Genomic DNA, 24,598 nt, shown 5'->3' with positions numbered 1-24,598 from the left:
CCAGCAATTACATGTGCGGAGGTGGGCGCCGGGCGAACGGCGAACGCATCATATCGACCCTGAGCGGTCCTTCGAGCTGGCGGAACTTCAATGACGGCTCACGAAGTGATGCGGACATCTGCCGAGCCGCTCGCGCCAACATATATTCGGCGATACGCAAACTCAGGAGAGAGGAATCGAGGGAGAGGGATTTGAGGCCGCCGCATAGCTGAGGCGGCCCTGACCGGGATGACGCGCGCTGCAGGCAGCGCCGACAGCGCCAATCGAACGGGCTACGTCAAACCTCAATTTTCGTCACCATCGTCACGATCGGTTTCGTGAATGCCGTAGCGACGGTCGTCCCGGCAATCCCAGCGGTGATGGCCGGGTAGTCCGGTGATCTTTCGAATCCTGAAACCATCGGCGACATACAAAGCTCCGTCATGCCCGAACGCGAGGCCCCGTGGACCCGAGAGCATGGCCTGGATCGCCAGGCCGCCGTCACCAGAGTAGCCCGGCGTGCCGGTCCCGGCGATGGTCTCGATGATGCCGGTCTCGTGGTCCACCTGCCGCACGCGGTAATTGAAGGTATCGCTTATGGTCAGATTGCCCGCACAGTCGGTTGCTATATGCGTGGGTGCGTTGAGCAGCGCCTGTGTCGCAGGCTGGCCATCGCCGTTGTAGCCTGCCTCAAAAGCTACTCCGGTCGTGCCGGGATACACTCCCGCCACCGTCCTGAATGTCTTACCCTGTCTGTCCGGTTCACGGACGGTGCTCAGGGCGGAGTCGGCAAAAAACATTTCGTTGCGTCGGTTAAACGCCGTAGTGATGAAGTACAGGAAGCCGGCTTCGGTCGCGGGACCGCTCTCCGGACCTGCTCCGTGAATGCCGTTCCCGACCACCGTTGTGATGATGCCCGTGCGTCGATCGACGCGGCGAATGCGCTCGTTGCCAGAATCGCTGATAACAAGGTTTCCTTCGCGGTCGAACGCGATGTCCGTCGCGTTGATCAACGCAGCAGTTGCCGGTCCTCCGTCCCCGGAAAACCCGCGTTCGCTTCCGCCGACTACCGTGTGCATCGTCAGCGTGTGACGATCCACGCGCCAGATGCGGCTGCTCGGTTGAAAGTCGGCGATGTACACATCGTCGTCCGGGCCGACCGCCACGCCTAGTGGATCGCCGAGGTTTGTCGCTGTCGCCTGCAATCCTTCGCCGTTATAGGCGCTTTGACCGGTTCCCGCGTACGTGGTGATAACTCCGGTGGCGCGATCGATGCGTCTCACGACGCCGTTCACCGGTTCGGCGATAAACAGGTTCCCTTCGCGATCGATCGCGAGACTCTCGGGCGCGATCAGTGCGGAGATCGCGGGGCCGCCGTCGCCAGTGTACCCTTGCGCCCCAGTGCCAGCGATCGTGACTATTGTTTGCGATTGCGCCCATACTACATAAGGCACGGCGAGCAGCATGATCAAGGCCGAGTGGATAAGCCTCGCACGAATGGAGCATTTCATCGTGACCTCCCTGAGTTGTCCCGCTCAAACGATTTTCACGGGAGCATTTGCGTCATGGAGAGGTCCACGGCGCTTGCCGCCGAGCGTTCGCCATCTACTGAGCCAGCTCTACCGCAGCACGGGATGCGTGGCTCCGGCGGTCATGGCGCATACCAGCGTCCCGCCGCGAGCGTCGCATGGGTAAAGAACAGCCCGATGAGCGGCTGCCGATGTCGAGCCACAGGCGTCCGTTTTGACCGTCGGCGACGCAGTGCGCACCGCGCGAGCCGAGGTAGTTTTCGACGACACATACCCCCATTCCGCGTGATGCGCGGAATGGGCGACGACGACCCGCAGAGTTGACCAGTAACGCGTTAGTCATCGTGTCTGAAGAATAGGCGCTGGCGTCGCCGATGCATGCCGATACCTCTGCTTTTTGCGCCTTCTCGAGCCGGCCTCTGTCGCCGCTGGTCGTGAGGCGTAGGACCCCTCCTGACGCGCGTTGGAGATGGACAAGTGAGCGCTGGACGATACCCGCGTTTGTGCCGCAAAGGGTCAATGGCCGTTTGCGATGCGGATGCGCCCTCTGAATGTCCGTCCAACGGGGGAGGTGAATGACGCTTGATGGCCGGCTAGCGCCCGACGACCGAGCGCGACGATCGCATCGGGTGGGTCCTCTATGCAAAAGGCATAACGCGACCCGCTCTGGACGTTGTGGTGTCGACCCGGTGACTGCTCTAGTGTCTGAAGAGCCGCTGCGACCTGGATCTGGCATCCCGTGGTCACAAGTCCTGTTCGATAGCCAATTGCAGCGTTTCGAAGACACAATTGCGGCACGCGCACCGGGAGGGCCCCTGCCATTGCCGCTCCGGCAGGAGTCAAGACGAACGTGAACGGAGAGATTCCCGTGAAGAAAATCCGACAACTTTGGTTGCTTCTTGCCATCTTCTCGTTGCCACTGTTCGGTCGCGCAGAGCCCGTGAAGATCGAATTTGTCGTCAACCTGAAAACCGGGGAACGAGGTATGCCCAATCAATACGAGAAGCTGGAGCTCGGCGAGGGGAGTGGGCGCTACGTCGCTGCTCTAAGGCAAAGCGGTAAAGTGACAAGCAAAGGCCTTCTTGAGGGTGCAACCGTTCTCGATTGGGGGTTCCACGAAGTGCCTACCGAAGAAGCGGCTGCGGCTGGCTCGAACCAAGGAGAACCGATCGGTGGAGGCCCTGGCTATCTGGTATTTACCCTTCCGTCAGGTGACAAGCTCACCATGCGGTTGCAGATGCATCTCCAGTATGTTCCTCAGTCGCACGGGGCGCCCCGCCCCTTCATCTTCGGTCTTTGGCAGATTATCGCCGCGAGCGGGAGTTTGAGCCGTTTACAGGGAACAGGGGTGATTCGAATAGAGCGGCCGTCAGCAGAAGACCGTTTATGGGTTCTCGAGGGGGAGGTCGGTCGCACGAAAAGTAAGTGAACGTTCCTAGCCATCAGAGAAACTGTGCGGCACCTACTCGTCCTCAAGCAGCAGGACAGCTCAGCCGGACTTTTCCTTGAACGGCCGGTTACAGATCTCCTGTTGTTCAGGGAAAAGACGGGTAAATTATCAGTTTGATAACTCCGTCCGGCTGTCGAAGGCTTCATCGAGGTGACGCGACAGAAAACGGCCCAATGGAAATGCGGCTTCAGCACTACAATCTGGACGATGAAGCGCGAACTGAACTGCTAGGGTATCTGGTGGTTGCTCAACTCATTGCGCGCGCAAGAACGGGGCAATGGCTTGAAGCAGCGCATGTCTGCGAATCTGTACTGCTTTGGCTCTCCGCTAACGGTGGCAATTGCGGTGCCCGGGAACGCTCTGACTTGTCGCGGCTTTCGGTCGACGCGGCTGAACAGTTTGTCGGCTTACCGCCGTTCGATGATGAAGCGAGTTTAGTTCAAATGATCCTGGCCCTGAGCCGTCTTGACTATCGCAAAGCCGACGTCAAAAAAATATCGGCAGTTTGCGGTGAGTACATCACACATCGTCATGACGCAGGCTGGTCCTGATAGGACAGTCAAGCCGTAAGCAGGCATGCCAGCATCAATGCACATATGACAGCCGTGGCCGACAAGCGCGCGTCGCGCATCGGGCGAGTTTCAGAGTACACCAGCCGTTCGAGGAGTGACGACTGCACGCCTTAGGCGAAAGGCAGAAAGTGGCCGAACGCGAAAATCCATTGGCAGAAGATGCGGGGCGCGTCGCCCTGATGGGCGAACTTCCGCAGCCGACCCAAACCGGACGAATCGCCCCCTGATCTCCGGATGACTCTTGAGCGAAACACATTGGTCATCCTGCTGTGTGTCGGTGACTAAAGCCGTTTGCTGAACTTCAGTTTGTACCGCAAGCGACCGTAAATAGACTCATGTGCTAATGGCTCACCAGTGGCTCAAATGCCGAACCCCATGACGGATATAAAACTTGCAATCTACGGTCACCCAGTGAAGCTCAACAACATACTAAAGCTTTGTCACATTGCTGCTGCGATATCGCTTTCCGTCCCTTGCCAGCGAGTCGTCGCATACTCTCAGCAGGACCTAGCCGACGCACTAAGACGTGCGTCTGAAGCCGCCGTTGCGAATCCATCTGATCCATTGGCACGAAACCGTGTGTTGGAGGGGGAGCTACAAAAATTTAATCTTCCTTCGAAGAAGGCAGCCAGCTACGTGTTCTTCGCGTTTTATCGCAAAAACATGATTGGCGTTCCTGCAGTTTGCGCGGAGTACGGGATCGACGTAAAGGAATATGTCAGTTCCTTTGCGCGTATTCATGAACCCCTGCTGAAGGTTGCTGAAACAAACATCGATCTTGAAAAGGCGAAATCCTATACGGATCCAGTCGAATCGGCACGCGCAGAGCTTGAGCGTATCGTAACGACACGTCACACGTACATGAAGGGTCTTTGCTCCGTCATTGCGACCAATGGTGCTTCAATCGCTGAACGCGGGCAATTCGCCGTCGTCCTTCCAAATGCCTATGCAGCGTTGACCTCGCCGTAACATAGGCTGCGACAATGACGCGATGATGGATGGGTGTCGGGTGACGACCCTAGAGGCGCCGTTCGAGCAACTGATTCATCGTCGCGACGAATGACTCCTGTTGGCCGAGAGCACCAGTTCAATGAAGGTCCTGTAGAGCGGCCGTTGAAATCGTTGACGGCCGCTTCCGGGCGGCTTCTGTGAATGAGTACAGTCGGCCAACAAGGGTCGCTGGCTTGTGCGCCCACCGACGTCTGGTTCGAAGGCGTTACCGGACACAGCAAAGGTCAACCCAATGGCTCGCTATCAACAAATTGCGATAAGCATTTGCACAATTCGTCAAAACGGCTATCCGATAGCCCCTCATAATTTGCGGCTGTCCTATGCTAAGTGCTCACCATGCAACCCCTTTCCCAGGCAGCAGCAAATCAATTTTCGACAGTCCGATTCGTGCTCACGGACATGGACGAGACGTTGACCTATCAGGGCCGCCTGCCTGCCTCGACGTACGCTGCGCTGGCACAACTGGAAGCCAGCGGCATTCGCGTGGTGCCGGTCACCGCGGCCCCTGCCGGATGGTGTGACCAGATGGCTCGCATGTGGCCCGTCGATGGTGTCATTGCCGAAAACGGCGGCTTGTTTTTGCGGCGGAGTTCGGACGGGCACCGCGTCGAACGACACTACTGGCATTCGCCCGATAGCATTGAACACGTACGCGAACAACTGAAGTACATTGCACAGGTCGTCGAAAAGGCGGTGCCTCAGGCACAAGAGGCTGATGATCAAGTGTTTCGTTTGACGAGCCTCGCATATCGCCGTACAGGAACCGACGCCGATCACCACATCGTCGATGCGCTCAGACAGGCGGGAGCAGATGCGACGATAAATAACCTTTGGGTTCTCGGCTGGATTGGGGGCTACGACAAGTTGACGATGTCATTGCGAGTACTGGCCAGCACATACGGCATTGACACTGGAGCAGCCCGCGAGTTGGTCGCCTATTCCGGAGACTCCACCAACGACGCGCCGATGTTTGAGTTTTTCAAACACACGGCGGGAGTGAGCACGGTGATCGATTACCTACCGCAATTGCCGACTCCCCCTCGATGGATTACGCGCGGTCCAGGGGGAGCCGGTTTCGTGGAATTCGCGAACGCCATTCTCCAGTCAGGTTCAACCAGCGCTCGCGACGCGTCCGCTCTGTAGGCGTCGAACGGCTGCTCTTAGACTTGCAGCCGACCTTTCCGGCGAACCGGGCGATGGACCGCTCAGGGTCGTAAGGACTCGTTCGCCAATAGGGAAAGCTGACACTCGCCGACACCGGGTCGCGAGTGTCCGCGAGACGATCTAAAACGGCCACACGTTCCCGATCGGCCGCCGTCCGCTTTGGCCGAACTGCCGCCTCTCAGGCGCCGGCCTGCATGTGCGCTCTGGCTCTGTTAGCTGCCCCGGGATGCCGGGCGGGGTGACTGGCGGCAGTCGGTTGCACTTGCTTTCCCGGCTGGGATCAGCCGGGAAACAGCAGGGCAGACATCGGCGGCCGGTTGCCGCGATAAAACCGGAATAATCGCGGGGTGAGCGTCGCGCCTCTCACCCACGACCAACTCCAACCAGCCGCGCGCGTCGGAGATCACAGGTAATCAATGGGGTAAGTCGGTTTCTGGCTGTATTCAAATGCCGCGCCACAATTCGGCGATGTCGTTCGATCCGATCGTGATGACGGCGGGTTCGTTTATCTGTTCGATCAACGGCGAAGAACCGCGTCCCTGGATTTTCAACCCGCTACTCGATCCGGGCCGCTCGGGCTTATGTAGTTTATGTTCTTGGGGTTAACGTATAAAGGGTTTCCCCGACCTATGTCTCGATTGACACTATGCTGACTAATCTTTAGCATCGTCAGCATGCTGATTAAGTTAATAAGTGGTCAAGACATCAGGAGACGCTATGTCGGTTGGTTCTGTATCGGAAGACATGATCCCCGCATCGCTGCGGGAGAAAATGGTAACCACTCATCTCGTCCCGCTGTGGGAAAGTCCCACGGCTCACAAGCTGGATGTCAAGCGTGAGCAGGCTCACCTGTGGCCCTGGAGTGCAACTCGTCCGATCCTGACCGAAACCGCCCAGATTTCGTCGCCGAAGGTTGTCGAGCGCCGCGTGCTCTCGATGGTTAATCCGTTCTCGAAGTCGCCGGAAGACGAAGCAACGACCGGCACGATTTCGGCGACGCTGCAAACGCTGCTGGCCGGCGAAATGGCCCGCCCGCACCGTCACTCGATGAACGCACTGCGTTTCGTCATGGAAGGCCACGGCGCATCGACGCTCGTGGACGGCAAGGATTGCCCGATGGAGCCAGGGGACCTGGTGCTGACGCCGGCGTGGACGTGGCACTCGCACCACCACTACGGTGACGGCGCGACGATATGGATGGACGTGCTCGACGTCGACCTTCAACTGTACCTTGGCACCGACGAGTTCCAGCCGGGCCCGATCGTCGATCAGCCGCCGCAATTCCTGGATGGTGCCTTTACGGCGGCAGGAATTCTGCCGGTTATGGACAGCGTCGAGCGCTCCTACTCGCCGATTTTCCGCTACACGCGTCAGGATGCGCTGAAGGCACTCGACGCTGCACCGATCGCCCAGGACGGCTCGTGTCGCGTTCGCTATACCAATCCGGTTACGGGTGGTGCGGTTATGGCGACGCTCGACTGCTACCTAACAGGCCTAATTGCAAGGGCAACGACACGTGCGTTCAAGACCACGGCGAACACGGTGTGCTGTGTGGTCGGCGGTAAAGGCACGAGCCAAATCGGTGATCGCGAGATCAAGTGGGCCGAGCACGACATCTTTACGATTCCGCAGAACACGTGGGTGACCCACACGTCGGATACCGGCGCACAGGTTTTCCAGGTCACCGATCGCGAAGTGTATCGAAAACTCGGTCTTCTCAAAGAGACCTTCAAGGACTAACTCCTGACCGGGAGTGGTTATGCCACCCCTGACTACTGTTTTATCTCGTCCATGTTTAACCCCTTTACAAAGCCGGGGGCGATCATTCGCCGACTTCAGCAGGTGGCGGTGCGTCTGTTTGCCGAAGAGACGAAGCCGTTCAACATGACGTCGATTCAATTGGGTGCACTTCAGGTTATTTTTGATAGGCCTGGAATCGATCAAATATCGTTATCACAGGCAACTGATGTAGATCGCACGAGCATCATGCGGGTCATCGAGCGTTTGACTTCGGAAGGTCTGGTGACGAAAGAAGCGAATGCCCACGATCGTCGAGTTAGCAGTATTTCGATTACGCACGCGGGCAGAGAGCGAATCGAGCAATTGATTGATAAAGCCGAGGTATCACAGATCCGATTGCTGGCTCCACTAACCCCGGCAGAGCGCAAAGAGTTTATGCGGATGATGATCAAACTCGTGCTCGCGCACTCAGTCACAGGAAATCCCGCTGTCCGGGAATTGGCGATTGAAGCCGGACAGCGCTGTCCGAATGCAGGTCTTTGAATGATTACCTCAAAAACACACGTCGTAATCGTCGGTGCAGGCCAATCCGGTGCCGGTGTCGCAATGGCACTCCGCAACAACGGATTCAATGGCGCGATTACGCTGATCGGCGATGAATCGCATCCGCCGTACGAGCGCCCGCCGCTTTCCAAGGGTGTTCTCCGCGGTACTTTGGAATTCCAGAAGACCTGGATTCACCAGATGGAGGCGTTCAAAGAAAATGATATTGAAGTTCGCCTCGATATTCGAGTGGTGGCAATCGATCACGAGCGCTATGTAGTAACGCTTTCTGACGACAGCGAGGTCGGCTACGACAAACTCGTGCTTGCCACGGGGGCGCGGCCCCGTATGCTGACCGTCTCGGGCGCCGATAACGATCGTGTTCATTTCTTGCGCACGATTGACGACGCACTCCGTCTGCGCCAGCAAATGTGCGCGGCGACCAGCATGGCCATCATCGGGGGTGGATTTATCGGCCTTGAAGTTGCGGCGTCTGCGCGGGAAATGGGCCTTCAGGTCACGGTTCTGGAAGCCGCGCCACATTTGATGGGGCGTTCGATTCCTGAATCAGTTGCCGACTTTCTGGCGGGCGTTCACGTCGATAACGGCGTCAATATCGTCACGCAGGCGCAGGTGCAGGGCTTCCACAACAGCGAAACGGGCATCCGCGTTCTTCTGAAGGATCGGGCGGCGCTCGAGGTCGATTGCGTTGTCGTCGGCATAGGCGCAATTCCGAACGCGGAAATCGGCGAAATGTGCGGGCTCGAAGTTCGGGACGGCATTCTCGTCGATGAGTTTGGCCGCACGAGCATTGCGGATATCTATGCGGCGGGCGATGTAACCCGGCACTTCAATCCGCTTCTTAATCAGCACGTCCGTCTGGAATCGTGGCAGAACGCACAGAATCAGGCGATTGCCGTCGCGAAGGAAATTGCGGGCAAGCCCGAACCCTACGCCGAAGTTGCATGGCTTTGGAGTGACCAGTACGACCTGAATATCCAGACGGCTGGCAATCCAAACGACGGTCACCGTTTGCTATGGCGCGGTAATCCGGGTGACAAAAAGTTCACCGTGCTCGCGATTTCGGGTGACCTGATCAAGGGCGCAATCACGGTTAACAACAGTCGCGATATGCGATTTGCCCGTCAGATGATTGCCAACCGCAAGGTCGTCAGTCACGACGAATTGGCCAATATCGCGAATTCACTCCAGGCTCTGTCACGTTAAGAAAGCAATATGACTGAAATTACTAATGAAGTGATTGCCCGTTCCGAGGAGATCGAGGACGGGGGTATGGAAGGCTTTACAGTCCAGGGTAGGCGCATTGCGATCTATCGCGTGGACGGACGACTGCACGCGACGGACAACATCTGCACACATGGTCACGCGTTGATGACTGATGGCTATCTCGAAGGCCAGATCATCGAATGTCCGCTGCACGGTGGCCGTTTCGATGTCACCACGGGCAAAGGTCTGGGCGCCCCGATCACGTGCGATCTGGCGTGCCATAAGGTGGAAGAGGCTGATGGTGAAATCCGCATTATTCTGAACGGAGACGCAGCATGAGCGCGACTGAAAGCGAATTCGAATTGCCGACGAATCGCGGGCTTTTCTTTGGTGGTGAATGGCGCTCGCCGCTTGGCGGCTATGCGATGACCGTGAACCCGGCGACCCAGGAAATCCTGGGCCCGGTGTCGGTTGCGAACAGGGAAGATGTCGATCTGGCAGTGCAGGCAGCGCACACGGCATTCCAGTCGTGGAAGAAGACCAAGCCGCTGGAACGGGCTCAGCTGCTGGTCAAACTGGCGTCGAAGGTTCGCGCACATGCAGAAGAGTTCGCATGGCTCGACTCCCTCAACTGCGGCAATCCGATCAAGGAAATGCGTCGTGACGCGGTGATCGCTGCGTCGCAAATCGAATACTTCGCCGGGCTCGTGCACGAAACGAAGGGTGACACCGTGCCGATGGGCGACGGCATACTCAACTACACGCTGCGTGAGCCGCTCGGCGTTGTGGCCCGTATCGTGGCCTACAACCACCCGCTAATGTTCCTGGCCAGCAAGTTGGCCCCGGTGGTCGCCGCAGGCAACACCGTCATCATGAAGCCGCCTGCGCAGGCTCCGCTGTCGGCCTACCTGCTTGCCGAACTCGTTTCGGAAGTGTTCCCTCCGGGCGTCATCAACATCATCAGCGGCGACCGCGAGTGCGGCGAAGCGCTGGTGGCCCATCCGCTCGTCAAGAAGGCAGCGCTGATCGGCTCCACGCAGACGGGTGCAGCAATCTTGAAAGGCGCTGCCGACAAGATCATGCCAGTGACGCTCGAACTCGGCGGCAAGAATCCGCTCGTGATCTGCGAAGACGCCGACCTCGACAAGGCGATTCAGGGCGCCGTGTCGGGCATGAATTTCCTGTGGGCCGGTCAGTCGTGCGGTTCGACGTCGCGCTTGTTCGTGCACCGCAGCGTCTACGAGCGTGTGCTTTCGGCGATGAAGGAGCTGATCGCCGCGCAGCACAAGTGCGGCATCCCAACGGACCCGGAAACGACGATGGGTTGCCTGATCTCGGAGCCGCAATTCAACAAGGTGATGGCCTTCATCGAAGACACGAAGGCCGAAGGCGCTCGTTTGATCTGCGGCGGCGGACGTCCGGCTGACCCGGCGCTCGCCAAAGGCTGGTTCGTCGAAGCAACGGTGTTCGCTGACGTGACACCGGAAATGCGTTTATTCCGCGAAGAAGTGTTTGGTCCGGTGCTGGCCGTCATTCCGTTCGATGATGAGGAAGTGCTGCTCGAACAGATCAACTCGGTCGAGTACGGACTCACGGCTTCGATCTGGACAAAGGATCTGGCCAGGGCTCACCGCCTGGCATCGCGCATTGAATCGGGCTTCGTCTGGGTCAACTACGTCAGCTCGCACTTCATCGGTGCCGAGTTCGGTGGTTACAAGAAGTCGGGCATGGGACGCGAAGAAGGCCTGTCCGAACTCCTGTCCTATACACAAACCAAGAACGTGCACGTTCTGTTGACCTGATGGCAAATACCATGATCGAAAAAGTTAGCGATTTCTACGCACAGCATGCGGAGACGATCTGTGACGATCGCCTCGAACAATGGCCCGAGTTCTACGCCGACGAATGTGTCTACAAGATCACTTCGCGTGTGAACTACGAGCGAAAATTGCCGATCGGCCTCATGTTTGCCGAGAGCAAGGGCGCGCTGATCGACCGCGTGACGGCGATCCGTAACACGATGGTGTTTTCGCCGCGCTACATGACGCACCTGGTTAGCAACGTGCGTATCGTCAGTGAGCAGGACGGCATCCTCGAAACGCGCAGCCAGTTCGTCGCGTACCTGACGCTGGTGGACGGCACGCCTGAGCTGCAACTCCTGGGCCGCACGTTCGACAAGATCGACACGATGGACAGTGCCCTGAAGCTAAAGGAGCGCATTGTCGTATTCGATAACGAACTGGTGCCCGGTTCAGTGGTGTACCCGGTTTAAGGAGATTCTGAAATGAGCAACACTCGTCAATGGCCGACCGAGGACTGCACGCGCGTCCCGAATTGGGTCTACTCCGATCCGGAGAACTATCAGCAAGAACTAGAAAAAATTTTCTACGGCCCGTTCTGGAGTTTCGTCGGCCTCGAATGCGAAATTCCGAATGCCGGTGACATCAAGCGCTCGCAGGTCGGGGAGCGCTCGGTGCTGATGACGCGCGACGAAGCAGGGGACATCAACGTCATCCTCAACAGTTGCGCCCACCGTGCCGCCGAAGTCTGCCAGAAGAAATTCGACAACAGCACGGCGCTCATGTGCCCGTATCACCAGTGGACGTATGACCTGAAGGGCAACCTCACGGGGGTTCCGTTCCGTCGCGGACAGAAGGGGGCGGGCGGCTATCCGAAAGAGTTTGACCTGAAGCAACACGGCATGCGCAAACTGCGTGTCGAGAGCGTCAACGGTGCAGTGTTCGCCACCTTCGATGAAAACGCGTTGCCCTTGAAGGAATACATGGGCGAAGACGTCTACACACGTTTCACCCGCGTTTTCGACGGCCGAAAAATCAAGGTTATCGGATATCAGCGCCAGCGCATCAAGGCGAACTGGAAACTGTATCCGGAGAACATGAAGGACTCGTACCACGCAACGCTCCTGCACGTGTTCCTCATCAGCTTCGGCCTCTACCGTATGGACCAGGAAGGCCTGCTGTTCCACGACGAGCGCACGCGCGCCAACAATGTCGTGGCATCGACGGCGACGGCGAAGGACAAACTGGCGGGCAAGGAGGAAATGATCTCGTTCAAGGACTCCTATGCCCTGCTCGACATGCGTCAGGTCGCACCCGTCAAGGAATTCAACGACGACATCACGATCCAGAACATCACGCTGTTCCCGGCGGTGACGATGCAGCAGCAACAGAACCTGCTTCAGTTCCGCAACGTTGTGCCGATCGGCCCGAACGAATTCGATCTTCAATGGACCTTCTTCGGCTACGAGGATGATGACGATGAGATGACTCTTCGTCGCACGCGTCTGGCTAACCTCACGGGTTCGTCGGGCTACATCTCGGTTGACGATACGGAAGTATTCGAGTTCTCGCGTAACGGGATGCTTCCAAACAACGATCGAAACTGCGTGCTCGAAATGGGTGGCTACGATACCGAGACGCCGACAAAGGGCGACATGGTGTCCGAGTCGGCTATCCGTGGCTTCTATGAGTTTTATCGAAAGATCATGTACTCGGAGTAATTCGGCTTCGCGTACGGGGTAAATGCTGATCCGGTGCGCGTTGACACTCTCGAAGTGATAACTCAATAATCGTTATACAAAATAAATAGGAGACAAGTCTTGAAAATGCTGCGCGCAGTTTCGGCTATCGGTTTTGCCCTGACGACATTCGCAGGTCATCAGGCGATGGCCGCACAAGAGCCGCTCAAAATCGGTTTCGTTGCCGAATTGTCGGGCCCGCAGGCACCGCTGGGTGAAGATCAATACGCTGGCTTCATGCTGCGTGTCGACATGAACGGCGGGAAACTCGGTGGCGTCCCGGTGCAGGTCCTTCGGGAAGACAGCCAGCTCAAGGCTGAAGTCGCGGCACAGGTCACGCAGAAGTTGATCCAGAAAGACGGTGTGCAGATCATCACCGGACTGACGTTTTCGCCGATGGCGGCAGCAACGGTCAAGGTTGCAACGCAAAACAAGGTTTTTGTTGTGATCTCGAACGGCACCACGAACGCGATGGCAGGCGAAGAGTGCTCGCCGTATCAGTACATCACGTCGTGGCAACCGGAGCTCCTGAGCGCGACGCTCGCCCACTACGCGAACAACAAAGGCTATAAGCACATCAGTCTGATGGCACCGAACTACGCGTCGGGCAAGAACTTCCTCGCCACGTTTAAGCACATCTTCAAGGGGCAGGTGCTCGACGAAATCTACACGCCGCTGTCGCAGCAAGACTTCTCGGCCGAAATTCTTCAAGTTTCTGCGTCGAAGCCCGACGCAGTGTTCGTCTTCTACCCGGGCGGTCTGGGCATCAACTTCGTTCGTCAGTACCAGCAAGCAGGTCTGGGCAAGACGAACCCCGCTGTTGACGCTTGGCGCAGTTGACGGCAACAACCTCGACGCACTGAAAGACGCAGCACTGGGCTCCGTGACGGCGGGCGCCTGGGCGCCGGACCTGGACAACGCGTCCAACAAGGAATTCGTTACGGCATTCGTGAAGAAGTATCACCGCGAGCCGACGATGTTCGCTGCGCAAAGTTACGACGCAGCGCAATTAATCGACTCCGCTGTTGCGAAAGTCCACGGCAACACGGCCGACAAGGAAGCACTCGGTGCAGCACTGAAGGCTGCGGACTTCAAGACAATTCGTGGCCACTTCTCCTTTGCAAAGAATCACTTCCCCAATGAAGACTACAACGTCTTGCAGGTGGTTAAGGACGGCAAGGGTGGCGTGACCCTCAAGTTGGTCGCCCAACCGATGCACGATCCACAAGACCCGTTCGTCATCGCCTGTTCGTTGAAGTAAGCACCGCCCGGTAGGCCGCTATGCCGGCCTACCGTCTTTCCTATACGGTTTGGGAATCTACGATGTCTGATACTGTTGAGCACCAGGATAACCCGCAAGATCTGCGGACCTATCTCGATAAACTCGAACGCGCTGGCAAATTGTTCCGGATCACCCGCCCGATCTGCAAAGAAACGGAATTGATGCCGCTCGTGAAGTGGCAATTCCGCGGTCTGCCGGAATCGGAGCGTCGCGGTTTCCTTTTTGAAAACGTCATCGATGCGAAGGGAAACAAGGTAAACGGAGGTGCAGCAGTCGGCATCTACGCGTCGTCGAAGGAAGTCTACGCCTTGGGAATGGGCTGTGACGTCAAGGACGTCAAGCAACGTTGGCAGGAAGCACAGGCCGCTCCGATCGCACCGCGTGTGGTCGAAACTGGTCCCGTGCATGAAGAAGTGCACATTGGCGACGATCTTCTGGCCCATGGCGGACTCGACGAATTCGCAATTCCGATTTCGACGCCGGGCTTCGATGTCGGTCCCTACACGACGGCCTCGAACTGGATCACCAAGGACCCCGAAACCGGCTGGATTAATGTCGGTAACTACCGTGGCCAGATCAAGGGCCCGGACCGCATGGGCGTCCTCTTCGGTCACCTGAACCATGGTTCGCTCCACTGGCACGCTTATCGCAAGATGGGTAAGCCGATGCCGGCAGCACTGGTGATCGGCGGCCCCCCGGCGCTGACCTACGCAGCGGGCACGCGTTTGCCGTACGGCGTCGAGGAATACGCAGTTGCCGGTAGCCTGATCGGTGAGCCGCTGGATCTCGTCCAATGCAAAACTGTGGATCTCCAAGTTCCGGCGAACGCCGAGCTGGTCATCGAAGGCTACTTCCTCACGGATTGCATGGAACCGGAAGCTCCATTCGGCGAGTACACGGGCTACATGGGCGAGCGGGAGTACAACACCGTGTTCGAGGTGACGGCGATCACCCACCGCAGCAACCCGGTGTTCACGAACATCACGAGCCAGATGCCGCCGAGCGAGAGCAGCATGCTCAAGAAGGTGGGGCAGGACAATACGTATCTGTTCCACCTTCGCAATCACTGCGGTATTCCACAAGTTGTGGACGTCGCGTTCCACCAGATCGCACTCGACTACTGGTGCGTGGTGAAGATGAAGCCTTGTGACCCGGCCATAGCATGGCAAGCGTTGTACGCGCTGCCGGGCCGTCACAATCACGTCGGCAAATTCGCGATTGCAGTTGATGAGGACATCGATCCGAACGACCTCGAATCCGTGATTTGGGCGATGTGCTACCGCACGCAGCCACATCAAGATTTCGTGACGTTGCCCGAACGCTGTATGGGTCTCGATCCGTCCGCTGAACGTCGTTACGCGACCCGCGACGGTCATTCGAACGAGTTGCTCTACGGTTCGATGATGCTGGTCAATGCCATGCGCAAGAAGAACATGGCACCGGTCTCGCTGCCGGCAAAGCCATTCATGGAAAATGCGAAGGCCATCTGGGAAGAACTCGGATTGCCGACGCTGACTCCGCGCGTGCCCTGGTTCGGCTACGAGTTGGGTCTGCGTTCGGATCGAGACCGCGAAGAAGCACAATGGGCCATCGAAGGTAACTATCACAAGGTCGGTGAGCGCGCGTTGGCCAAGCGCCTGCCGGTTGGTGAGAGCGGCCGTCCTGATGAAGACGCAATCAAGGAAATGGAGTGAAGCGGCGTCTGATTATTGGAATCTCTGGAGCCTCGGGTGCCATCTACGGGATCCGCGCTCTTGAGGCTCTGAAAGATAACCCGGACGTTGAGACCCACCTCGTCATGTCTCCTTCGGCGGGCCGTACGATTGCCGAGGAGACGGACTGGTCGGTCAAGGACGTGAAGGCATTGGCAACACAGGTCTACAACTATGCCGACATCGGGGACACCATCGCTAGCGGTTCGTTTAAGACCGCCGGCATGTTGGTCGCCCCGTGTTCGATCAAGAGCCTTTCAAGCATTGCAAACTGCTTTGGGGACAACTTGTTGACCAGGGCGGCTGACGTTTGCCTGAAAGAACGGCGGCGGCTCGTGCTGATGGTTCGTGAGACGCCGTTCCATGCGGGGCACATCGACATCATGAGTCGGGCTACGAACAGCGGTGCCATCATCATGCCGCCTGTTCCAGCCTTCTATTCGCGTCCGGCATCGATTGATGAGATGGTGAATCACACGGTTGGTCGGGCTCTCGATTTATTCGATATCGACACCGGCCTGGTTAAACGCTGGATGGGAGAAAGCAAGAGCGCGTAGTGGCGGTACCCAAAGAAACTGATAACTAAAATACCATGGAGACATGATGGTCGATCAAGCAGAGCAGGGTTCCAAGCCGAAAGTTGCGGGTGCGGCACAGACGTTCATTCTGATGGTGATTAGCTGTTTGCCGGTCCTTGGTGGTGTTCTGATTGCGCCATCGCTGCCGCGAATGGCCGAGTACTTTCATGATGTGCCGAACGTAGGCCTTCTCGTGCGCGTAACGATGACGACGCCGGCACTGATGATCGCGCTCTTAGGCCCACTTGCAGGATGGATGGTGGAGAAGTTTGGGCGACGGTCGATGATCAGTGTCACCTTTCTTTTGTACACGCTGTTTGGTACTGCACCGCTCTACCTGAACGATCTGCATTTGATCGTCCTGAGCCGCATGGCGCTTGGCGCAACCGAAGCACTTGCAATCACGATCTGTACTGCCCTCATGTGCGATTACTACGAGGGCGCCAGTCGTGAACGTATGTTCGCGTACCAAACGGCGGTAAGTTCGCTCGCGGCTTCGGCGTTCTTCATTATCGGTGGTCAGATGGGGAACCATGGCTGGCGCGTTCCGTTCTGGCTCTACGTGGCGGGCGTTGTCCTGATTCCGTTCTGTCTGGCACTCCTTTGGGAACCGAGGAGGCGCGCGGTAAAGGTGCAGGCGGAAAATGATCCGAACTTCAAGTGGAGTGGAATGCTTCCAGGCTATGCGCTGCTGTTCTGTGCATCGGTCTCGATGTTCGTCGCGGCGGTTGAACTCAGTTTCGTGCTCAAGGGCATCGGTTCTGCTACGCCGGGTCAAATCGGCATGGTGATGGGTGTTTCGCACCTCGCGCTGGTTATCGGGGCACTGGCCACGCGATACAGCCGGGCAATCGGTTCGAAGGCTTCGTTGGTCACAAGTTTTGCGTTCATGGCGGTGGGCCTTCTCGGGATCTCGGAAGCTCCGGCCATCGGGTTGGGCTGGACGTTGGTTGCCGTGGTCCTCCATTCATGGGGCTGCGGTATGGCGATTCCGACCGTCGCGGATATCGTGATGGGCAAACTGCCGGCCGAACGCAGGGCTCACGGGTCCGGTGGCTATGTGTCATGCGTGTTCTTTGGGCAGTTTGCGGCACCGTTTATCGTGCACCTGATCAGCCCGGCGAGCAATTTGCCGGGTATTCAGGCAATCGGTATCGCAATTCTGGCTATCGCGATTGGTCTTTTCCTGGTATTCAAGCCCGGAACTTCGCCTGCAGCCATGAGGCCCGAATAAGCAAGTGGTGAGGTTTTTCGCGGACCTCACCGTTGGTTTACATTAGTTAATTGGAGGGCCGATTAAGGCAGTCCCATGTCGTCATCACTTGTACTCTTGCAATTGCTCAATGGATTGCAGTTCGGCATTCTACTTTTCCTGTTGTCGGCGGGCCTGACTCTGGTATTGGGCATCATGAACTTTGTGAACCTGATGCACGGCTCGCTCTACATGCTCGGCGCTTACTTCGCCGCCGTTACGTTAAACGCTACTGGATCCTTTATTGAGGCTGCGGCGGCCGGCATTATCGGGACGCTGATCGTTGGTCTTGCTCTCGAAGCGGCTATATTTCGGAAACTGTATAGCCGCGATCACATGACACATGTGCTCGCTACTTTCGGTCTCATTCTGTTCTTCAACGAACTGGTGAGCATCATCTGGGGATCGGGCTCGATCGCCACGTCGGTTCCGGACGCGCTGAGCGGGGCAATTCAGATATTCGGCATTCCTTATCCTATCTATCGTTTCGCCATCATCGTCGTTGGCCTTATCGTGGCTATCGCACTGTACGTGCTGATCCATCGCACACGTATCGGTATCCTGATTCGCGCGGGAGCCTCGAACGCCACGATGATCGCCGCATTGGGTATCAATATTCGAATGCTCAATGGCGCCGTGGTAGCAATCGGTGCGGGCCTGGCCGGGCTAGCTGGTCTGATGAATGGCCCTCTCGCGTCAGTTCAGCCCGGAATGGGTGGTCCGATATTGATTCAGACGCTTGTTGTCATCGTCACAGGTGGTATCGGCTCGGTGCGTGGTGCGTTTTACGGCGCGCTGATCGTCGGTCTTGTCGATACCGTCGGCCGTGTATTTCTTCCGTTCCTGCTTCGCGGCGTTATGGCGGCTGCAACCGCACAGGTTGTCGGGGCGTCGCTCGCCTCCATTCTGATTTATCTCGTTATGGCCGCAGTTCTGGCGCTACGACCGCAAGGTTTATTCCCGGTGAAGCATGGATAAGAGAACTATTTTCACGCCACGGACAGCCCTCACGATCATCTTGTTGGCCGCGTTCGCTCTCATCCCGTTGCTTTCGGACTTGCTCGGACAGAGTTATTACACGACGTTCGCCACGCGCATTCTTATCATGGCAATGGCCGCGAGCGGGCTCAACCTGGCCTTGGGCTACGGCGGCATGCTTAGCCTTGGGCACGCACTGTACATGGGCATCGGTGCCTATGCCGCGGGTATTTGCGCGTATCACGGAATCGGTAGCGGTTGGCTCCAGCTCCTGTTCGGCCTTGTTGTCGGTGGAATTGTGGCCATCATTGTCGGATTGATAAGCCTACGCACGTCCGGCATGGCGTTCATCATGATTACGCTGGCGTTCGCCCAGATGCTGTACTTCCTGATCATGACGTTGACGGATTACGGTGGCGACGACGGGCTGTCGATCGCACATCGCTCCGTCCTTAGCGGACTGGATTTGACGAATAACACCGTGCTTTATTACGTCGTGCTCGCCACATTCTTCGCCATTCTGTTCTTCATGTCCCGCATGATGAATGCGCGTTTCGGCAAGGCAGTGCAAGGTTGCCGCTCGAATGAGCGTCGGATGAAAGCATTGGGATTTTCCACGATTCGATATCGTCTGGCCGCATACATTCTGTCGGCACTGATCTGCGTTATCGCCGGATTCTTTCTGGCGAACCTCGTGCAGATTGCAGCCCCCTCGTACGTCTCGTGGACGGTATCCGGTGACCTGATGGTGATGGTGGTCCTGGGCGGTCAGGCAACGATCATGGGACCGCTCGTGGGCGCGATCATGATGCTCATGTTCGAAGAGCTCTTCGCCAGCGGCAGTTTTGGTCTTCCCTACGATCTCGCTCAGTTGCTCAATAACCATTGGATGGCGCTACTCGGGCTGTTCATTGTCGTGGTCACGATGACGGTGAAACGTGGCATCTTTGGTTCGATTCCCAACACCTGGAGGCGACATGAGCGAGTTGTTTGAAATTCGAAATTTGGTCAAGCGATTCCGTGGATTGGTCGCCACGAATAACGTGACGTTTAACGTCCGCCAAGGCGAAATTCACGCACTGATTGGTCCGAATGGGGCGGGGAAATCGACGTTGGTCAATCAACTGTCGGGTGAACTTGTGCCGGACGAAGGCCGTATATTTTTCGATGGCAAAGACATCACGGCTCTGTCAACGGCGCGTCGTGCACGGATGGGGCTCGTGCGCTCATATCAGATCACTTCAGTGTTCAACGATATGACGGCAATGGAGAACGTCATGCTGGCGATCCAGGCGCCTACCGGCGGCAACTTCGGTATGTGGAGTCCGACTCGCCGCGATCATGCTCTTGTCGCTCCTGCTAGAGAAGCGTTGGAGCAAGTCGGGCTCATTATGGAGTCCAACACTCCGGTAGCCGAAATGGCGCACGGCGCGCGTCGCCAGCTCGAGTTGGCGATGGTACTGGCGCTCAAGCCTCGCCTGATGCTTCTGGACGAGCCACTGGCGGGTATGAGTCAGGTCGAATCAGAGGCGATGGTGGCGCTTCTGAAGCGCCTGAAGAACGACATCAGCATTCTCTTGATCGAACACGATATGGATGCAGTGTTTGAACTCGCTGACCGCCTGACGGTTTTGGTATCGGGGCGACCTATTGCGACAGGAACGCCGGATCAAATCCGTACCAGTGAAGTCGTGCGTGATGCGTACTTGGGCGAGCCCGAGGAGATGATGTAATGCTGCAAATCAAGAACATCGCGGCGAGTTACGGCACGAGCCAGGTTCTTTGGGACATTTCGCTGGTTATCGAACCGGGTCAGGTCGTAACGCTCATCGGCCGCAATGGTATGGGGAAATCAACGACCATCAAAACTCTGATGGGGCAACTGCCGGTTAAGGGCGGCTCGATTTCATTCGATGGTCGGGATCTCTCCTTGATGGCGGATTTTCGCATTGCTCAGGCGGGTATAGGGCTGGTGCCGGAAGGGCGCGGAATTTTTCCGAATCTGACCGTGAAGGAAAACCTGATCTGTGCTGCGGCAAATCGCAGGCAGGTCAGCAATCCTTGGGTTCTGGATCGCGTGTACGAAAAATTCCCGCGCCTGAAAGAGCGCGAGACGAATCTGGGCTCGAATCTGTCGGGTGGCGAACAACAGATGCTGTCAATCGGCCGCGCACTGATGACGAATCCGCGACTGCTTATTCTCGACGAAGCGACAGAAGGTCTGGCACCCCTGGTCCGGAAAGAAATATGGCAATGCTTGGGCATGCTGAAGGGGGAAGGGCAGTCGATGCTCGTCATTGACAAGAATTTGGCACCGCTTTCGAAATTGGCCGATCGTCATTATGTGATTGAAAAAGGGCGCGTAGTTTGGACCGGCGACTCGGCCGCGCTTGTAGCAGACGGCGATCGGGTTCGTCAGTACGTGGGCTTGTAATAGAACTCAAATTTCTCTTTGGTAAACGTAGGAGTGGAAATGAAAATTATGGTTGAAGATATCGTTGGCGTGTTGGGCATTGTCCCGACGCCGGCGACGGCTGACGCACACCGGTGGGACACCTCGAACAGCATCAACTTCGAAGAAACGGAGAAGATGATCAAGATGGTCGACGCCGCCGGTGTCGAAATCATTATGGCAAACGGCACGTTCGGCGAGGGTGCTACGCTGACGCGACGGGAACATCTGGACTTCACGAAGTGCATCGTCGAAACCAACGCCAGGTCACGTCCCTTCTTCGCCGGCGTCACGACGATGAACACGCGGGACACAATTGAGCGCGGCCGCGAGTTGATGGACGTGGGCGCGGATGGACTTTTTGTCGGCCGTCCGATGTGGCTGTCGATGGACCAAAAGGACATCGTCCGCTACTACAAGGACATCGCTGAAGCGCTTCCGGGCGTTCCGCTCGTCGTATACGACAATCCGATCGCCTTCAAGGCCAAGATCAGCGCTGAAGCCTATGTAGCGCTGGCCGAGATTCCGGAAATCGTCGCGGCGAAGCACGTCGGTGGTCCGACGCTCGAACCCGATATGATCGCGGTTGGCAACAAGATGCGTATCCTGCCGCTGGCACCGGAATGGTATCCGATGGCCGAGAAGCACCCCGAACTGGCGAAGGCATGCTGGACGGGCGGCATTGCCTGCGCACCGAGCCCCATCGTCGCGAATTCGAAGGCCATTCTCTCGGGCAATTTGGAACTCGCGAAGGAAATCACCGCGAAACTGAAGTGGGCCGAAGCCCCAATGTTCCCGGGCGGCGATCTCGCGCGCTTCATGGACTACAGCATCCAGATCGGCCACATTCGCTTCAAGGCGGCAGGCCTGATCGATCCGGGTCCATCGCGTCCTCCGTATATCGAAGTGCCTGCGGAGTACGTGCCGGGCGCTATCGAATGCGGCCAGCGTTGGGCGCAACTGGAAAAAGAATTCGGGGCTCAGCATTGATGAATAGCCCCGTCTTGACGGGGCTCTTTCTTATCTTGTTGTCACCCGACAACGGAGTAACGCGCACTGAGCACGGCATCTAGAGGGGATTGATGTAATCGGGGTTTTGGATAGTACTGTTGACTGCTCGGTTCGACCAGTCGATGCAACGAGTTGATGGAATCGGCTTGGTGGTGGATCGAAGTTCAGTGTGTCTTTCTCGGGCGATCTTTCAACCGTCTGGACATCGAGTTGATTTTGGCGTGTGAGTAGGCGAGAGATCTTTTCCTTCTGGCGGATCCTGTCTCAGAGCTCGTTTGTGTTTTGGCGTCAACGATCGCACATTCAGGGCTTCTGTGCCTCCGTATACGAAAACCGATATCTGTAGCAGCTCGATCAGACTCTAGTGTGTTTTGCATCGACCGATTTAACCTGGAAATGAAAAGACTCTAATGGTCCGTTGTTCATATAACGATAAGTAGTAGAGATCTAAGGCGGACAGCAATAGGGGTGTAACCCAATAGGGGTGTAACCCCATTGTCGGAGGTCTATAAGGTCCTCTGATGATTGGAATAAGCGCGAAATAAAGAAATCGCGCCTCATAAACCACAGACTGGAGACGTTAAGTAATGAAGTTCAAGAAACTTGCCCTCGCAGCGGCATTGGGCGTCGCTGTAACGTGTGCTTACGCAGAAAGCAGCGTCACGCTCTATGGCATCATCGATACCGGCGTCGAATTCTACAACCACGCTAAAGGTGGGGGCACGGTGTACGCCATGCCGTCGCTGACGGGCAACCTTCCGTCGCGTTGGGGCCTGCGTGGTTCGGAAGACCTCGGCGGCGGTCTGAAGACCGTGTTTAACCTCGAAAGCGGCTTCACCCCGACGACCGGTGGCCTGAACAACGGCGGTCGTCTGTTCGGCCGACTGGCCAACGTCGGTCTGTCCAACCAGTACGGCACGCTGTTGTTCGGCCGTCAAAACAACATGACGTACTATTCGGTGCTCAACGCCGACATCATGGGCCCGGCACTGATCGGTCTGGCCAGCTTTGACACCTACCTGGCAAACGCTCGTAGCGACAACGCGATCGGCTACATGGGCAAGTTCGAGAACTTCACGATCGGCGCGACGTACTCGTTCGGTCGTGATGCCGTGGCGGCATCGGCGCCAGGCGCAACGGGCTGTGCCGGGCAGGTTCCAGGCGACTACCAGGCCTGTAAGCAGTTCACGGGCATGGTGATGTATGACACCGCTAACTACGGCGCGTCGGCATCGTATGACCAGATGCGCGGTGGCAGCACGTCGTTCGGCCCGATTACGTCGAGCGCAGACAAGGACTCGCACATCCAGGCTACGGCGTACTACAAATTCGGCAACAACAAGGTCGCGGCCGGCTACATTCGCCACAACGTGAACATCGCGGCTCAAGGCCAGTACCACACCGATCTGTTCTTCGTGAACGGCACATACATGCCGACGCCGACAGTGGTACTCGATCTGCTCGGCGCATATTTCCGCGTGGACAACTCGGAAGGCGTCGCTGGCTCGGCACTCCCGGGGGGCGCAGCACCGAAGTCGTCACACTCGAGCCTGATCGCGGCACGTGCAGGCTACTTGCTGTCGAAGGCAACGTTGCTCTACGCATCCCTCGGCTACATGGGCAACAGCAAGAACGGCGCGACGGTCTTGACGGGTGGTGGTTCGCTTCAGGCCGCTGGCGTGAACCAGACGGGCGGCATGATTGGCATGCAGCATAGGTTCTAAATGTTGCAAGTCCGCGAGGGCCTGGTCACTTTCGATGAAACGTGTTCACATCTTGTCTTTAGCGTGAGCGGACCGGGATGATTCGATCGCTTTTGAGCGATGAAGTATGGGCGCGAATCGAATCCGTCTTGCCGGATAAGGAAGGCGATCCAGGGGAACGACGACTGACAATCGTTGGTTTGTCGAAGCGGTCCTCTGGATCGGCCGGACCGGCAGCCCGTGGCGCGGTTTGCCGAAGGAGCTCGACAATGGCAGACGGTGTACATGCGTTTTTTCGGGTGGCGTCGCAAGGGGGCGCGGCCATCGCTGACAATGTCTACGTCTCGAACTCCTTTGTGGAGAGTTTCCGTACTACGCGTGAGAAGGCCGTAATTGCGCCGCGCTCGAACCGGAACACCAAGCGTCGCTATAGCCGCGTGCTGTACCGGACCCGGAACATCGTCGGGCACTTTTCAGTCGCGTCAAGGTTTTTCGTCGGGTCACCACTCGGTACGACAAGCTCGCAGGGAACTGCCTCGCATTCGCTTCGCTGTGCCTTTGGACGGATGAAGATAACCTAGGGCAAAGCTGATCAAGTCCACCGCAGAGCTACTCCGAGCGTTATAGCTCGGAGTGGATAAGGAAGGCAGAACAGGATGAAGCAGCAGACGCTGGCAATGGCAGCTGATGAAGGTGCGGGTTTCGAGACGCACCGCAAACGGACGCGGCGCGATGAGTTTCTCGATACGATGAATGCAATTACGCCGTGGGCTGAGTTGTGCGCGGTGGTCGAGCCGCATTACCCGAAGCGCGGCAATGGTCGCCCGCCGATTGGTCTGGAGCGCATGCTGCGCATCCATTTCATCCAGCACTGGTT

The 24,598-nt window shown here is 57.3% G+C and carries 23 protein-coding genes and 2 pseudogenes; 24 read left to right on the top strand and 1 reads right to left on the bottom strand.

Annotated features, from left to right (window positions below; all coding sequences use genetic code 11):
* Positions 1–284: 284 nt before the first annotated feature.
* Positions 285–1,490, bottom strand: coding sequence for an NHL repeat-containing protein (locus tag GCT19_RS36220; protein WP_152854596.1), 1,206 nt, complete (start codon positions 1,488–1,490; stop codon positions 285–287).
* Positions 1,491–2,376: 886 nt separating this feature from the next.
* On the opposite strand from GCT19_RS36220, the gene GCT19_RS36215 reads away from it, so the two are divergent.
* The 24 genes and pseudogenes from GCT19_RS36215 to GCT19_RS36100 all read left to right on the top strand — a co-directional run.
* The gene (locus GCT19_RS36215; RefSeq protein ID WP_152854595.1) at positions 2,377–2,937 is read left to right on the top strand and encodes a hypothetical protein; all 561 of its coding nucleotides are present in this window, start codon (positions 2,377–2,379) and stop codon (positions 2,935–2,937) included.
* 194 nt (positions 2,938–3,131) lie between these two features.
* Positions 3,132–3,509 (top strand): hypothetical protein, encoded by a 378-nt coding sequence (locus GCT19_RS36210; protein ID WP_152854594.1) that lies wholly within the window; start codon positions 3,132–3,134, stop codon positions 3,507–3,509.
* 384 nt (positions 3,510–3,893) lie between these two features.
* Positions 3,894–4,499: a hypothetical protein gene (locus GCT19_RS36205; protein WP_152854593.1), complete on the top strand. Its 606-nt coding sequence runs from the start codon at positions 3,894–3,896 to the stop codon at positions 4,497–4,499.
* A gap of 378 nt (positions 4,500–4,877) precedes the next feature.
* A complete protein-coding gene (locus tag GCT19_RS36200; RefSeq protein WP_152854592.1) occupies positions 4,878–5,684 on the top strand; it encodes an HAD family hydrolase in 807 nt (268 codons plus the stop codon).
* Between the two features lie 765 nt (positions 5,685–6,449).
* Positions 6,450–7,445, top strand: coding sequence for a cupin domain-containing protein (locus GCT19_RS36190; RefSeq protein WP_227749422.1), 996 nt, complete (start codon positions 6,450–6,452; stop codon positions 7,443–7,445).
* Between the two features lie 51 nt (positions 7,446–7,496).
* On the top strand, positions 7,497–7,988 hold the full coding sequence (locus GCT19_RS36185) for a MarR family winged helix-turn-helix transcriptional regulator (protein ID WP_152854591.1): 492 nt from the start codon (positions 7,497–7,499) through the stop codon (positions 7,986–7,988).
* Entirely contained in the window at positions 7,989–9,215 is a 1,227-nt protein-coding gene (locus tag GCT19_RS36180; RefSeq protein WP_152854590.1) for an NAD(P)/FAD-dependent oxidoreductase, read from the top strand.
* Positions 9,216–9,224: 9 nt separating this feature from the next.
* On the top strand, positions 9,225–9,554 hold the full coding sequence (locus tag GCT19_RS36175; RefSeq protein WP_152854589.1) for a non-heme iron oxygenase ferredoxin subunit: 330 nt from the start codon (positions 9,225–9,227) through the stop codon (positions 9,552–9,554).
* Positions 9,551–11,017, top strand: coding sequence for an aldehyde dehydrogenase family protein (locus GCT19_RS36170; RefSeq protein WP_152854588.1), 1,467 nt, complete (start codon positions 9,551–9,553; stop codon positions 11,015–11,017). Before GCT19_RS36175 ends, GCT19_RS36170 begins: the two co-directional genes overlap by 4 nt.
* 11 nt (positions 11,018–11,028) lie before the next feature.
* Positions 11,029–11,487, top strand: a complete 459-nt coding sequence (locus GCT19_RS36165) for an aromatic-ring-hydroxylating dioxygenase subunit beta (RefSeq protein WP_193727487.1) — start codon at positions 11,029–11,031, stop codon at positions 11,485–11,487.
* A gap of 12 nt (positions 11,488–11,499) precedes the next feature.
* Complete coding sequence (locus GCT19_RS36160; protein WP_152854586.1) at positions 11,500–12,735, top strand: aromatic ring-hydroxylating oxygenase subunit alpha; 1,236 nt, start codon at positions 11,500–11,502, stop codon at positions 12,733–12,735.
* Positions 12,736–12,840: 105 nt separating this feature from the next.
* Complete coding sequence (locus tag GCT19_RS44495) at positions 12,841–13,593, top strand: ABC transporter substrate-binding protein (RefSeq protein WP_265334642.1); 753 nt, start codon at positions 12,841–12,843, stop codon at positions 13,591–13,593.
* Positions 13,574–14,014: an ABC transporter substrate-binding protein gene (locus GCT19_RS44490; RefSeq protein WP_265334641.1), complete on the top strand. Its 441-nt coding sequence runs from the start codon at positions 13,574–13,576 to the stop codon at positions 14,012–14,014. The genes GCT19_RS44495 and GCT19_RS44490 overlap by 20 nt, the downstream gene beginning before the upstream one ends.
* Positions 14,015–14,076: 62 nt before the next feature.
* A complete protein-coding gene (locus GCT19_RS36150) occupies positions 14,077–15,729 on the top strand; it encodes a UbiD family decarboxylase (protein ID WP_193727486.1) in 1,653 nt (550 codons plus the stop codon).
* Positions 15,726–16,304 (top strand): UbiX family flavin prenyltransferase, encoded by a 579-nt coding sequence (locus tag GCT19_RS36145; protein ID WP_321576927.1) that lies wholly within the window; start codon positions 15,726–15,728, stop codon positions 16,302–16,304. Before GCT19_RS36150 ends, GCT19_RS36145 begins: the two co-directional genes overlap by 4 nt.
* A gap of 43 nt (positions 16,305–16,347) precedes the next feature.
* Positions 16,348–17,559: an MFS transporter gene (locus tag GCT19_RS36140; protein ID WP_152854584.1), complete on the top strand. Its 1,212-nt coding sequence runs from the start codon at positions 16,348–16,350 to the stop codon at positions 17,557–17,559.
* Positions 17,560–17,634: 75 nt separating this feature from the next.
* Positions 17,635–18,555 carry a branched-chain amino acid ABC transporter permease gene (locus tag GCT19_RS36135; RefSeq protein ID WP_152854583.1) on the top strand — a complete coding sequence of 307 codons (921 nt, stop codon included), beginning with the start codon at positions 17,635–17,637 and terminating at the stop codon, positions 18,553–18,555.
* Entirely contained in the window at positions 18,548–19,549 is a 1,002-nt protein-coding gene (locus tag GCT19_RS36130; protein WP_152854582.1) for a branched-chain amino acid ABC transporter permease, read from the top strand. The genes GCT19_RS36135 and GCT19_RS36130 overlap by 8 nt, the downstream gene beginning before the upstream one ends.
* Positions 19,533–20,288: an ABC transporter ATP-binding protein gene (locus GCT19_RS36125; protein WP_152854581.1), complete on the top strand. Its 756-nt coding sequence runs from the start codon at positions 19,533–19,535 to the stop codon at positions 20,286–20,288. Before GCT19_RS36130 ends, GCT19_RS36125 begins: the two co-directional genes overlap by 17 nt.
* Entirely contained in the window at positions 20,288–20,989 is a 702-nt protein-coding gene (locus tag GCT19_RS36120; protein WP_152854580.1) for an ABC transporter ATP-binding protein, read from the top strand. The genes GCT19_RS36125 and GCT19_RS36120 overlap by 1 nt, the downstream gene beginning before the upstream one ends.
* Positions 20,990–21,028: 39 nt before the next feature.
* The gene (locus GCT19_RS36115; RefSeq protein WP_152854579.1) at positions 21,029–21,997 is read left to right on the top strand and encodes a dihydrodipicolinate synthase family protein; all 969 of its coding nucleotides are present in this window, start codon (positions 21,029–21,031) and stop codon (positions 21,995–21,997) included.
* 608 nt (positions 21,998–22,605) lie between these two features.
* Positions 22,606–23,742 (top strand): porin, encoded by a 1,137-nt coding sequence (locus GCT19_RS36110; RefSeq protein WP_152854578.1) that lies wholly within the window; start codon positions 22,606–22,608, stop codon positions 23,740–23,742.
* 77 nt (positions 23,743–23,819) lie between these two features.
* Positions 23,820–24,313: pseudogene (locus GCT19_RS36105) on the top strand (transposase).
* A gap of 64 nt (positions 24,314–24,377) precedes the next feature.
* Positions 24,378–24,598 (top strand): annotated as a pseudogene (locus GCT19_RS36100) (IS5/IS1182 family transposase); the annotation flags it as partial.

This window comes from Paraburkholderia atlantica, from assembly GCF_009362785.1.
GTDB classification, from domain to species: domain Bacteria; phylum Pseudomonadota; class Gammaproteobacteria; order Burkholderiales; family Burkholderiaceae; genus Paraburkholderia; species Paraburkholderia atlantica.
The sequence above is the reverse complement of the archived record's forward strand: the minus strand, read 5'-3'. Positions and strand labels throughout refer to the sequence as shown.

What these genes read in the sequence shown, in the direction of transcription:
- GCT19_RS36220 (WP_152854596.1), bottom strand. Translation starts at nt 1,490, where the DNA reads ATGAAATGCTCCATTCGTGCGAGGCTTATCCACTCGGCCTTGATCATG.
- GCT19_RS36210 (WP_152854594.1), top strand. Translation starts at nt 3,132, where the DNA reads ATGGAAATGCGGCTTCAGCACTACAATCTGGACGATGAAGCGCGAACT.
- GCT19_RS36205 (WP_152854593.1), top strand. Translation starts at nt 3,894, where the DNA reads ATGCCGAACCCCATGACGGATATAAAACTTGCAATCTACGGTCACCCA.
- GCT19_RS36200 (WP_152854592.1), top strand. Translation starts at nt 4,878, where the DNA reads ATGCAACCCCTTTCCCAGGCAGCAGCAAATCAATTTTCGACAGTCCGA.
- GCT19_RS36190 (WP_227749422.1), top strand. Translation starts at nt 6,450, where the DNA reads ATGATCCCCGCATCGCTGCGGGAGAAAATGGTAACCACTCATCTCGTC.
- GCT19_RS36185 (WP_152854591.1), top strand. Translation starts at nt 7,497, where the DNA reads ATGTTTAACCCCTTTACAAAGCCGGGGGCGATCATTCGCCGACTTCAG.
- GCT19_RS36180 (WP_152854590.1), top strand. Translation starts at nt 7,989, where the DNA reads ATGATTACCTCAAAAACACACGTCGTAATCGTCGGTGCAGGCCAATCC.
- GCT19_RS36175 (WP_152854589.1), top strand. Translation starts at nt 9,225, where the DNA reads ATGACTGAAATTACTAATGAAGTGATTGCCCGTTCCGAGGAGATCGAG.
- GCT19_RS36170 (WP_152854588.1), top strand. Translation starts at nt 9,551, where the DNA reads ATGAGCGCGACTGAAAGCGAATTCGAATTGCCGACGAATCGCGGGCTT.
- GCT19_RS36165 (WP_193727487.1), top strand. Translation starts at nt 11,029, where the DNA reads ATGATCGAAAAAGTTAGCGATTTCTACGCACAGCATGCGGAGACGATC.
- GCT19_RS36160 (WP_152854586.1), top strand. Translation starts at nt 11,500, where the DNA reads ATGAGCAACACTCGTCAATGGCCGACCGAGGACTGCACGCGCGTCCCG.
- GCT19_RS44495 (WP_265334642.1), top strand. Translation starts at nt 12,841, where the DNA reads ATGCTGCGCGCAGTTTCGGCTATCGGTTTTGCCCTGACGACATTCGCA.
- GCT19_RS36150 (WP_193727486.1), top strand. Translation starts at nt 14,077, where the DNA reads ATGTCTGATACTGTTGAGCACCAGGATAACCCGCAAGATCTGCGGACC.
- GCT19_RS36140 (WP_152854584.1), top strand. Translation starts at nt 16,348, where the DNA reads ATGATGGTCGATCAAGCAGAGCAGGGTTCCAAGCCGAAAGTTGCGGGT.
- GCT19_RS36135 (WP_152854583.1), top strand. Translation starts at nt 17,635, where the DNA reads ATGTCGTCATCACTTGTACTCTTGCAATTGCTCAATGGATTGCAGTTC.
- GCT19_RS36130 (WP_152854582.1), top strand. Translation starts at nt 18,548, where the DNA reads ATGGATAAGAGAACTATTTTCACGCCACGGACAGCCCTCACGATCATC.
- GCT19_RS36125 (WP_152854581.1), top strand. Translation starts at nt 19,533, where the DNA reads ATGAGCGAGTTGTTTGAAATTCGAAATTTGGTCAAGCGATTCCGTGGA.
- GCT19_RS36120 (WP_152854580.1), top strand. Translation starts at nt 20,288, where the DNA reads ATGCTGCAAATCAAGAACATCGCGGCGAGTTACGGCACGAGCCAGGTT.
- GCT19_RS36115 (WP_152854579.1), top strand. Translation starts at nt 21,029, where the DNA reads ATGAAAATTATGGTTGAAGATATCGTTGGCGTGTTGGGCATTGTCCCG.
- GCT19_RS36110 (WP_152854578.1), top strand. Translation starts at nt 22,606, where the DNA reads ATGAAGTTCAAGAAACTTGCCCTCGCAGCGGCATTGGGCGTCGCTGTA.